This window comes from Enterococcus sp. DIV1094, from assembly GCF_017316305.2.
GTDB lineage: Bacteria > Bacillota > Bacilli > Lactobacillales > Enterococcaceae > Enterococcus_B > Enterococcus_B mangumiae.
Genome location: NZ_CP147250.1, coordinates 2999187 through 3011458 on the forward strand (window position 1 = coordinate 2999187; position 12272 = coordinate 3011458).

Annotated in this window: 8 protein-coding genes; 2 read left to right on the forward strand and 6 right to left on the reverse strand. The window is 41.3% G+C overall.

Annotated features, from left to right (window positions below; all coding sequences use genetic code 11):
* Positions 1-177 precede the first annotated feature (177 nt).
* On the forward strand, positions 178-1986 hold the full coding sequence (gene glmS / locus DOK79_RS14255; RefSeq protein ID WP_206856014.1) for a glutamine--fructose-6-phosphate transaminase (isomerizing): 1809 nt from the start codon (positions 178-180) through the stop codon (positions 1984-1986).
* Positions 1987-2083: 97 nt separating this feature from the next.
* Here the strand turns inward: glmS and DOK79_RS14260 are convergent, their stop codons facing one another.
* Positions 2084-2842: an ABC transporter permease gene (locus DOK79_RS14260; RefSeq protein WP_206856012.1), complete on the reverse strand. Its 759-nt coding sequence runs from the start codon at positions 2840-2842 to the stop codon at positions 2084-2086.
* Position 2843: 1 nt separating this feature from the next.
* Positions 2844-3773 (reverse strand): ABC transporter ATP-binding protein, encoded by a 930-nt coding sequence (locus DOK79_RS14265; RefSeq protein ID WP_206856010.1) that lies wholly within the window; start codon positions 3771-3773, stop codon positions 2844-2846.
* Between the two features lie 95 nt (positions 3774-3868).
* Between DOK79_RS14265 and DOK79_RS14270 the strand changes: the two genes are divergently transcribed.
* Positions 3869-4828, forward strand: coding sequence for a helix-turn-helix domain-containing protein (locus tag DOK79_RS14270; RefSeq protein WP_206856008.1), 960 nt, complete (start codon positions 3869-3871; stop codon positions 4826-4828).
* Between the two features lie 73 nt (positions 4829-4901).
* Here DOK79_RS14270 and glmM read toward each other — a convergent pair whose 3' ends face one another.
* From glmM to nifJ, 4 genes are all read right to left on the reverse strand, one after another.
* Entirely contained in the window at positions 4902-6257 is a 1356-nt protein-coding gene (gene glmM, locus DOK79_RS14275; RefSeq protein WP_206856006.1) for a phosphoglucosamine mutase, read from the reverse strand.
* Positions 6258-6280: 23 nt separating this feature from the next.
* Positions 6281-7438, reverse strand: coding sequence for a CdaR family protein (locus tag DOK79_RS14280; RefSeq protein WP_206856003.1), 1158 nt, complete (start codon positions 7436-7438; stop codon positions 6281-6283).
* Complete coding sequence (gene cdaA, locus DOK79_RS14285) at positions 7435-8319, reverse strand: diadenylate cyclase CdaA (protein WP_010735241.1); 885 nt, start codon at positions 8317-8319, stop codon at positions 7435-7437. The genes DOK79_RS14280 and cdaA overlap by 4 nt, the downstream gene beginning before the upstream one ends.
* A gap of 161 nt (positions 8320-8480) precedes the next feature.
* Entirely contained in the window at positions 8481-12161 is a 3681-nt protein-coding gene (gene nifJ, locus DOK79_RS14290; protein ID WP_206856000.1) for a pyruvate:ferredoxin (flavodoxin) oxidoreductase, read from the reverse strand.
* Between the last annotated feature and the right edge of the window lie 111 nt (positions 12162-12272).

Below are 12272 nucleotides of genomic sequence, written 5' to 3' on the forward strand. Positions count from 1 at the left end.
CCAGGTCTGTTTTGACAGATGACGAGGAGAGGGTTTATCGAAACATTCGGCGGATGACCCTAGGGACTGCACTCTAAAAAGAAATATAAAACCTATCTGCGAAGATAGAACAAAAAATTTCTTACGCAGCTGGAAACAGCAAAATCAAGTTTATAACGGAAAGTAGGATGTTTTTTTATGTGCGGAATTGTTGGAATGATCGGATTAGAAAATGTTACCCCAGGATTGATCAATGGTTTAGAAAAATTAGAGTATCGCGGATATGACTCAGCTGGGATCTTTGTCACAAATGGAAAACAGGACCATTTAGTCAAAGCTCGCGGCAGAATCCAAAACCTTAAAGATAAATTAACACCAGAAACAGCTGGTACAGCAGGAATTGGCCACACTAGATGGGCAACACACGGTGAACCTGCAGAAAAAAATGCGCACCCACACCACTCACAAAGCGGACGCTTTGTTTTAGTCCATAATGGTGTGATCGAAAATTTTGAAGAATTGAAACAACAATACGTGGCAGCTGATGACTTTATCGGCGAAACAGATACAGAGATCGTTGTTCATGTGATCGAAAAATTCGTAGAAGAAACTCAAGATACACAAGAAGGATTTAAAAAGGCCCTTGAAGTCATCGAAGGTTCATATGCTTTTGCTTTGATGGATCGTACAGCACCAGAAACGATTTTTGTTGCAAAAAATAAAAGCCCTTTATTGATCGGCAAAGGCGAAGGATTCAATGTCATTGCAAGTGATGCCATGGCAATGCTTTCTTATACAAAAGAATTTGTCGAAATCGAAGATCAAGAGATGGTGATCGTTCAAGCGGATGCTATCACGATCCAAACATTGACTGGCACGATCGTTGAACGTGATTCTTATGAAGCACAAGTCGATGCTTCTGATATTGAAAAAGGAACATATCCTTACTATATGTTGAAAGAGATCGACGAACAACCGATCATCATGCGTAAAATCGCTCAAACCTATGTGAATGAAGAAAATGACATTCCTTTGGATCATAAATTGATGGAAGAACTCTTAGCGAGTGACCGGATTTATATCGTGGCTTGTGGTACAAGCTATCATGCAGGTCTAGCGAGCAAGCATTCCTTCGAGCAAATGACTGACATTCCGGTTGAAGTTCATCTAGCAAGTGAGTTTGGTTACACGATGCCTTTACTATCGAAAAAACCATTCTTTATCTTTTTGAGCCAAAGCGGTGAAACGGCAGATAGCCGTCAGGTGCTTGTCAAAATCAATCAATTAGGCCACCCTTCATTGACGATCACAAATGTCGCTGGTTCTACATTATCAAGAGAAGCTAGCTTCACTTTGTTGCTTCATGCCGGCCCAGAGATTGCGGTAGCTTCTACTAAAGCATATACTGCTCAAATCGCTGTACTCGCTTTACTTGCAAAAGCAGTCGGGAATAGAAAAGGGAATGTCCGTGCATTGGCGTTTGATGTTGCTCATGAATTGAGTTTAGTCGCAAATGCGATGGAAACAGTGATTACCCAAAAAGATGAATTACAAGAATTAGCAGCGGAGTTTCTTAATGAAACGCGAAATGCCTTTTATATTGGTCGCAGCAATGACCATGATGTCGCTTTAGAAGCTGCATTAAAACTTAAAGAAATCAGCTATATCCAAGCAGAAGGCTTTGCAGCTGGCGAACTAAAACATGGAACGATCGCTTTGATCGAAGAAGGTACACCAGTTATTGGGATCATTAGTGAAGAAGTCACAGGCGCACACACACGAGGAAACTTAAAAGAAGTAGAAAGTCGTGGTGCCAAGACCTTAGTGATCGCTGCACATGGTTTAGAAAAAGAGACAGATCAATTGGTTATCCCAGCTGTCCATGCGTATCTTTCACCACTGGCTATGGTGATCCCTACTCAATTGCTCGCTTACTATGCGACATTGCTACGCGGCTATGATGTAGACAAGCCAAGAAACTTAGCGAAATCAGTCACAGTTGAGTAATCTCTCGGCTACTACTGCTAAATAAATACCGTTCAAAAATCCCTGTAAGAAATGCACTACCGTTTCTTACAGGGATTTTTTGTAACAAGAAAATGAACTACTTCTTCCTCACACGTTGATTGAAAGCCACTATCGCTAAGAACCTAAAAATAAAAATCAAGCTAATACTCCACAAAAACGCCTGTACTAATGGTGGATTTGGCAAACCTAACAATAACCCTCGAAGCGCTTGGATGATTGGTGTCATCGGTTGATATTCCGCAAATAGTCGTATCGCTGTAGGCATGTTGTCAGTCGGCGCAAACCCAGCACTCAAGTATGGCAATACGGTGGTCAATACAGTAAATAAACTGGCCATTTCAGCTGATTTTGCTAATAATCCAAACAAAACCGAGATCCAGGTAAATGCAAGAATAAAACAAAAAATCAGCAGCCAAGCAACTAGCCATTCCGCAAGATCGGCATTGGGACGAAAACCAATGAGCCAAGCCACAAGTAAAACGACGAAGCTACTCATCACACTTCGAAGCGCAGCCGCGAATACATGCCCATTTAAAAATGCTGACTTTGATAAATTCAGCGTCAAGAGTCGCTCGACCATACCAGAATGTACATCCTGATTTACTACTATCCCCACAACAGAGGAACTTTGAGCAATACATTGGACTAATACACCCGGTAAAACAAAATCAACATAAGACAACTCCCCCACATCCATGGCTCCGCCAAGTACATATACAAAGAGCAACATCAACAGTACCGGCGTCAATAGCCCACTCATGACCGTTTCTAAGCTTCGCAACGATAACTTCAGATTCCGTTTAAATAATGTATTCGTTTCGCTGATGGCTTTCATTTTAAACTCCTCCTTGTACTAGCTTTAAGAAGATATCTTCTAATGAGGCATTTCTCTGCTGGAAATTAGTGATCGTGATCGGTAGTTGTCTTAATTCGTCCAGAAGATCAACCGAATCGTTGAAAGCATTCCCTACATTGACAGTCACAGAAAGTTTTTCTTCATCCATTGATAATAATCGATGATCCAAATGTGCTGAAAGTTGATAAAAATCACTTTTGGTCAACACATTGATTGCCATCGATTGGCTGTCATATGTGTTTTTAATTACTTGTGGTGTAGCATTTAAAATAATTTTACCTTCATGTAATATCGCCACTTTGTCTGCTAGATACTCGGCTTCCTCCAGATATTGCGTCGTTAAAAAAATCGTACGTCCTGCTGTCGCTGTTTCTTTGATCAGTTGCCAAGTGGCGATGCGGTTTTGTGGGTCTAAGCCTGTTGTCGGTTCATCGAGAAAAATCACTTGAGGGTCACCGATAAAACTCATGGCGATATCTAAACGTCTACGCATCCCTCCTGAATAATTTTTAACTAGGACTTGGCTATGTTTTTGTAAATCAAACCGTTCTAATAGATTCTCGACAACCTTTTCCTTCTCTTTCACATGGCGAAGCTCAGCGATCATTTTCATATTTTCATAGCCAGTCAACAGCTCATCCACTGCTGCGAATTGTCCTGTCAAACTAATATTTTCTCGCACCTTAGCACTCTCTTTTTTTAAATCATACCCGTTGATCCAAACTTGCCCATCATCAAATGGCAGGATCGTTGTCAACATTTTGACAAGTGTCGTTTTTCCTGCTCCATTAGATCCTAAAAGCACAAAAACTTCTCCACGTTCAACTGTAAAATCAACTCCATTTAGTACTTGTTTTTCAGCAAACCTTTTTTTCAGATCGATAATCTCGATTATTTTCTTTTTTTCCATAGCTTCTTCCTCGTTTCTATAAGATAATTTAACTATATAAAAAATTTCATTCCTGGTTTCTTACAGTTCAATATATTGAAAAAGAAGGTGTGTTTATGAAAACATATGGAAGAACAATCAAAGAGATCCGCTTAAGTAAAGGAATCTTACTCAAAGAACTAATCGATGATCAGCTTTCGATGTCGCTGCTTTCTCAATTCGAAAATGAAAAAACAACGATTTCATGCGAGAGATTTCATCGCTTATTGTCGAAGTTAGAAGTGACCTTTGATGAATTTATCTGGATACAAACTGGCAACACCTTTTCTGCTTCTCAGCTGGAAATTATCGAATATGTCGAATATATGGATATCAATTCCATCACAGAGTGGGCAAAGTTAGAAGCAAAGTATCATGAATTACAGAACTATTATCAGGACAACTATTCTTTAGAACTGGATCATTTGTTACAATTGTTTCGTTTTGATCTAGCCATGAAAAAGGGGATCATCGAAGGCACGCCTCTCTTGACATCCTACCAAAAGCATAGCCACTACTTAGATTCCGCAAAGCACTATTTATTGAATACGGAGACTTGGGGCGTTTATGAGCTGAAATTATTTACCCGAATCGCTGTCGGAATGGAACCTGCTCTTTTGTTTCGCTGTTTGAAACTTGCCATCAAAAAAGGCCAACGCTTTGCCAAAATCTCAGGAAACAAGGATATTCTCTATCAAACTTTTCCAACGATATTTTCGGTCTTTTGTTTATTAAAAGAAGTCGCTTATGCCAAAGATACGTTTGAGTTATGGAAAACACTGATCTTTGAAGAAGAACGGATTGAACAAGCCGTCTTCATGCCATTTTACGAGGGTTGGATCGCATTTTTAGAAGATGATCTAGCGCTTGCTCATCGATTGATGGACCAATCACTGAATCATTTAGAATCATTGGGTATGCTCAAGTCGTTAACAGGCTATCGGAAATTCAAGCAACTCATCCTAACAAATGAATTTCCGGGAATCATTGTCAATGATCCGTTATTTGGCGAATTTTTTGATGTGAAAAATTACTAAGCGTCCTTCGTTTGAACATAAAAAAAGAGAATCAACTCCACTTAAGGATTGATTCTCTTTTGCATCGTATGTTTTATTCGATTCCAATCTCAGCTTTAACAACCGCTGCGATCTTGTCAACGTAGTAATTGACTTTTTCATCCGACGGTGCTTCTGCCATCACGCGCAATAACGGTTCTGTTCCAGAAGGTCGAACTAAGATACGTCCTTCACCAGCCATTTCAGCTTCTGCTTCTTCAATGACTTGTTTGATTGCAGGAACTTCCATCGCACCATTTTTGTTGCTTACTCGGATGTTGACTAATTTTTGCGGATAGATCGTTACTTCAGCCGCTAATTCTGATAGTTTTTTGCCGGTTTGTTTCATGATATTCAATAATTGGATCCCTGAAAGCATTCCGTCTCCAGTAGTATTGAAATCTAAGAAGATCATATGACCGGACTGTTCGCCACCAAAATTGTAATCATTTTTGCGCATTTCTTCCACGACATAACGGTCACCTACTTGAGTAACGACATCTTTCAAGCCGATTTCTTCAACTGCTTTATGGAAGCCAAGATTACTCATGACTGTTGTGACGATCGTATCTTTTTTCAGACGGTTTTTCGCCGCTAGATACTTCGCACAGATAAACATGATTTTATCGCCATCTACAATGTTCCCTAATTCATCCACTGCAATGATGCGGTCACCATCGCCATCAAAAGCAAGACCGACGTCTGCTCCTTTTTCGACGACCATTTCTGCTAAACGCTCTGGATGTGTCGATCCCACCCCATCATTGATATTCAAGCCATTAGGATTTGTTCCCATGGTATAGAAATCTGTTTCCAAGTCAGCAAACAAACGGTTGACAGATGTTGCTGTAGCCCCATTTGCGGCATCCACACAGACAGTTAAGCCTGATAGATCCCCATTGATCGTTTGTACTAGAAATTGTGAGTATTTCAATAGACCTTCTGGAAATTCTTCGACTGTGCCTAAGCCTTCAGCTGAAGGTCTTGGCAATTCGTCAACTTCCGCATCTAACAATGCTTCGATCTCTAATTCTTGGTCATCATCTAATTTAAATCCATCTGCACCAAAAAATTTGATGCCGTTATCTTGAGCTGGATTGTGTGAAGCAGAAATCATGACACCTGCGCTAGCTTTTTGCAATCGTGTCAAGTAAGCCACTCCCGGTGTAGAGATCACACCTAATTGAAAAACTTCGATCCCGACAGATAACAGACCAGAAACTAACGCTTCTTCGAGCATTTGACCTGAAATTCTTGTGTCACGTCCAACTAATACACGTGGACGTTTTCCATCTTTCTCATGTTGGCTCAGTACATAACCGCCGCAACGCCCTAATTTGAAGGCTAATTCCGGTGTTAGTTCTTTATTCGCTTCTCCACGGACACCGTCCGTTCCAAAATATTTACCCATAACTGTAAATTTGCTCCTTTAACTTAATTTTCCGATGAATCCTCTTGACTATTCGGTTGACTACTTGATTCTGTCGTCTCGCTTGATGATTCACTCGTCTCTTCACTCGATGTTGACTGCGTCTCTTCCGACTGACGTGTCGTCGATGACGAAGAGTTTGCTGGTGTAGATTCCACACTTGAAGCTGAGCTTTCGTCTGAACTTGAACGGTTCGTATTCCCATCGTCTCTTTGTAGGACCGGTGTGATCTCTACATCGATCGAAGCTGGTGTGATACTAACGCCACTTTCTACCGGTATATCGATTTTTCTTGTCGTACGGTGAACGATGCCAGAAATGTCGATCGGTATCGTAATGCTATTTCCCAGTTGGGCCAGTTGACTTTCTGAACCAGTGACTTCTGCTTCAATGTCAGAAAAACTGAAATCATAACTCTCCACGTTGTTGCCAGGAGTTCCTTGTGCTGTCCCATAAAGTCGAACCGTTTTCGTTGGTTTTGTTACCGTAGCTTTCGCCGTGACTTGGACTGGATCTGAGACGATACTCAAAGGCTCTCCGGCACTATTCAATGCTTGGACCGTGACCTTCGTGTCGATCCCATCATCAGTGATCATCGCAGGATCGATTCTTGCAACGATCTGCTGGATCTCTTCCAGTGTCTGATCACCGGTCGTGACAGACACTTTTTTAGGTGATAGTTCAACATCATTCAATTCAAATCCTGCTGGCGTCGTTTCCGTTTCAAGTAATGGTGTGACATCAAATTCTTTTGTCACTTTTTTCTCGATCGTTACAGTGATGGTATCTGGATCAAGTTTTGCTTTGACCGCACTGCTCAGATTCCTGACTTTCAGCGGCACTTCATGCGTCCCTTCTCCAAGATCTGTCAAATCTGCTGTCACTCGAAACATCCTTGTGTCTTCCATCGCTTCTGCATTCAGCTGCACACGATTGGCGCTGGATAACTTGGCTGTGACGGTACTTTCATAGCCATGGATATAATATTGATCCGTGTCATACAAAAGTTGGACTGACACATCAGAAACGTTTTGCGTATAAGCTTCATTTCCTGATAGAGTATCTTGGACAGATTGGCCATTGGCATTGAAATATAGCACAATACTGAATAATAACGCAACAAACGCATATAAGATACTTTTACGCCTCTCTTTTGAGATCATTTGTGATCCCCTCCCTTAGTCATCACATCTAAGAAGGTTTGGAGCGTATTTTTATTTTTGTTCTTTTCTTCAACGATCAAGTTTTTTCTTAAAATCGTCAAGTATTCTTCTTGAGATAAACCAGGCATCAATTGGTTATCCAACGTAATGCTGACATCTCCTGTTTCTTCTGAGACAACGATCGTGATTGCATCGCTTGCCTCGCTGACTCCGACAGCAGCACGGTGACGGGTTCCGAATTCTTTCGGAATCAACATACTTTCTGATAAAGGCAAGTAGGCACTGGCTACTGCAATTTTTCCATCCTTTACAATTACTGCACCGTCATGCAATGGTGTGTTCGGAATAAAAATATTGATCAGTAACTCGCCAGTGATATCGGCATCTAAAGCAATCCCCGTTTCGATATATTCATCCAAACCTGTATGGCGTTCAATCGTGATCAATGCACCGATTTTACGTTTAGACATATACTGGATCGCTTTGTCGAAAGAAAGGATCATTTGTTCATCTTCTTGCTTCTCACTCTTTGATTGTTTGAAAAGTGAGCTGCGTCCGAGATGTTCTAATCCACGCCGTATCTCTGGTTGAAAAATGACGATAGCCGCAATCACACCATACGTGATCACTTGGTTCATCAACCAAGATAAGGTATGTAGACCAATGATCTCGGCTAAGATCCGAATAACAACAAAAATCCCTACCCCTTTAAGCAATTGGATTGCTTTTGTTCCTCGCAATAGTTGAATGAGTTTATAAACTAAATACCAGACAACCAACACATCGAGTATGTTCACCAAAAAATTCTGAGAAAACAAGTCACCGGAAAACATTTGTCGCCAATAATCTAAGTTAAAAAGTTCTCCGATTTGAAATGACATAGACAGCCTCTCTTCTCTTTTGAGATTTCCTCTTTAGTATATCATATGTTTCCCCAGATGAGACTTATCTGCTTGGAATTTCCTAACAAAAATCAATTTTTTCAAGAAATTTACATTTTTTGTTCATTCACTAAAAAGTTGTTTTGTTTAGACCAATTGCTTTATTGATCCTTCTCTTTTCTTCGCTCTGCTCTAGCCGCACGTCTAGCCGCTCGTCTAGCTTCTGCTTCTGGGTCGATCGTCCGCTCTTTTTTGACTCTGGTTTTTTCGACTTCTGGCTTGTCAATAACATCTTCTGGCTCGATTTTGGCTTTGATCTTTTCTAATTGACCAGTCATCGCCGCATAATTATAAAAGCGTTTTTTCGCATCTTGGATCGTTTTGTCGAATAATTTTTCCGCTGCTTGCGGATGGATCGTTTCGAGGGATGAAAAACGGACTTGCTTGCGCATGAAATCAGCCATCATTGTAAAATCAGGCTTTTTATAATCCAACGTCATCGGAGTTTTATTCTTTGTAAGCAACTCAGGGTTATAACGATACAACGACCAATAGCCTGAAGCTACTGCTTCTTTTGCTTCTTTGATCGACTCTTTCATACCACCTAATAATCCATGAGCAATACAAGGTGTATATGCAATGATCAATGACGGTCCAGGGAACTTTTCCGCTTCTTCAAATGCTTTGATCGTTTGCATTTGGTTTGCACCTGAAGCGATTTGTGCAACATACACATTGCCATACGTCATCGCCATCATTCCTAAGTCTTTCTTCGACGCATATTTTCCATTCGCCGAAAATTTTGCAATGGCGGAAGCTGGTGTTGCTTTGGAGACTTGTCCGCCAGTATTGGAATAGACTTCATTATCCATCACCAAGATATTGACGTCTGCTCCACTTGCTAACACATGATCGATCCCACCAAAGCCGATATCATACGCCCAACCATCGCCACCGATCATCCATTGGCTGTTTTTGACAAACAAATCTTTTTCTTGGTAGATTGCTTGTAGTTCAGGAAGCTCTGGCAGTTCAGTTTCGATTGCTGCTCGTAATTTTGCCGCTCGCTGTTGCGTTCCTTCACTTTCGAACATGTGAGCCAACCAATCTTCCATCAATTGGCGTAATTCTGCCGAAACTTTTGGCATGACATTTTTCATTGCTTCCGCTAATGCTTCTCGTCTAGTTTGTGCAGCTAAAAGCATCCCGTAGCCAAATTCAGCATTATCTTCTAATAATGAGTTCGACCAAGCTGGCCCTTGCCCACAATCATTCGTGGTAAATGGTGAAGCTGGTACGGCTCCGCCCCAAATCGAGGAACAACCTGTGGCATTGGCGATCATCATCCGATCACCGAACATCTGTGTCAATAATTTCACATAAGGTGTTTCCCCACATCCAGAACAAGCACCTGAAAATTCAAGTAATGGTTTGTTGAACTGTGTTGATAACACTGTGTTTTTACCTTTGACTGGATTTTCTTTTTGTCTTAGCGTCATGGCGAACGCCCAATTCATCGCTTGTTTCTTTTGCTCTTCATACGGCTTCATCACTAGCGCTTTGCCTTTTGCTGGACACGCTTCGACACACAAGCCACAACCTGTGCAGTCTTCAACAGAAACTTGGATACGATACTTCAATCCATCTGGTCCACGCATTTCTCGAACAATAAATCCTTCTGGCGCTTCTTCAAGCTCATCTTCGTCTGCTAAAAATGGCCGGATCGCAGCATGCGGACAAACGAACGAACATTCATTACACATCGTACAGAGTTCACTGATCCACTCTGGAACTTCCAGGGCAACTCCGCGTTTTTCGTATGCTGCTGTTCCTAAAGGCATGTCGCCTCGCGTCATACCATTTTCTGCCAAAGTTCTGACCGAAAGCTGGTTTCCTTCTTGCGCGTTGATTGGTTCAAGGATGTCTCTAACATAGCGATCTTGTGTGTTTATTTCTTTTTTAGGAAGCTCTAACATTGCCCATTCAGCGGGTACTTCGACTTTGTGCAACAGTTCCACCGTACGATCGATCGCATGGATATTTTTTTCAACGATCGTCTTTGATTTATGACCATAGCTCTTCACGGCTTCCTCTTTCAAAATAGGCAACACTTCTTCAAAAGGGATGATATTCGCCAATTTGAAAAATGCCGTTTCCATCGCCGTATTGATCCGTCGACCTAAACCGACTTCTTGGGCTAAACGCATCGCATTGATCGTATAAAATTGAATCTCATTTTCTGCTAAATACCGTTTGAGATGAGTCGGTAGATGTGTGGCTAATTGCTCATCTGACCAAAGTGTATTCAATAAGAACGTGCCTTTTGGTTTCAGTCCTTTGACTAAATCATAGCTGTGAAGATAAGCAGGGGTATGACAAGCGACGAAATCCGCATGCTCCACTAAATAAGTCGAACGGATCGGTGTATCCCCAAAACGTAAATGAGAAACAGTCAAGCCTCCTGATTTTTTTGAATCATAGTAAAAATAACCTTGGGCGTATTTGTCCGTATGGTCACCAATGATCTTGATCGCTGACTTATTCGCGCCAACAGTCCCATCAGAACCAAATCCCCAGAATTTTGCTTGGTAGGTGTTCGGTTCTGTTAAATCAAGAGACGGTCCTACTTCAAGAGAACGATAGGTCAGGTCATCAATGATCCCGATTGTAAATCGTTTCTTCATCTCAGCTTTTTCTTTTTTCAATTCATCGTAGATTACAACGATTTGATCAGGTGTGACATCTTTTGAGCCGATCCCATATCGCCCACCAATGACTTTCAGATGACGTTCTGCATCATATAACGCACTTTGAACATCTAGTAATAGAGGTTCCCCTCCAGCTCCCGGCTCCTTGCTACGGTCTAAGACAGCCAGTGCTTTTGTCGAACTAGGCAGTTTTTCGATCAATGTTTCGATTGGAAATGGACGATATAAATGGATATTCAAGAAACCAACTTTTCGTCCGTTTCGATTCAAATGATCAACCGTTTGTTGGATCGTTTGCGCGACTGAACCCATAGAGATAATGACTTCTTCTGCATCTTCTGCACCATAATAAGTGACGAGGTCGTACGCAGTCCCTCGCAATTCATTGATTTTATCCATATATTTTTTGACGATTTGAGGCAAGCGATCATAGTATTGATTGATTGTTTCTCGTTGTTGAAAGTGGATATCAGGATTTTGATTCGTTCCACTAGTCGTCGGTTGGTTTGGATTCATCGCACGTTCACGAAATGCTTGTAATTTTTCTTGATCGATCAATGGGGCTAGTTCATCGTACTCCAACACCTCGATTTTTTGGATCTCATGACTCGTTCGAAAGCCATCGAAAAAGTTGACGAACGGGATCTCTCCTTCTAAAGAAGCAAGGTGAGCGACTGGCGCAAGGTCCATTACTTCTTGTACGCTACTTTCTGCAAGCATCGCAAATCCTGTTTGCCGAGCAGCCATCACATCCCCATGATCGCCAAAAATATTCAGTGCATTCGTTGTCACTGCTCGACTAGCTACGTGAAAGACACTCGGTAAAAGCTCTCCAGCTATCTTATACATGTTCGGGATCATCAATAGTAATCCTTGTGAAGCAGTATACGTTGTTGTCAATGCACCGGTTTTCAATGACCCATGAACGACACCAGCGGCTCCCGCTTCGGATTGCATCTCCACGACTTTTACTGGTTGTCCAAAAATATTTTTTTTACCTGAAGCAGACCATTGATCAACAAGTTCAGCCATTGTTGAACTAGGCGTAATTGGATAGATTGCTGCTAATTCAGTAAAGGCATAAGAAATATAGGCAGCTGCTGTATTCCCATCCATTGTCTTCATTTTTCGCATGTTTCATCACCTTTGCTCAATTTATCTAAATTATCTTTACCATTATACCGTAAACGAACCAAGAAAACCTCCTTATTTTGAAAGAAAAATCACATGATGAGGTGATAACAG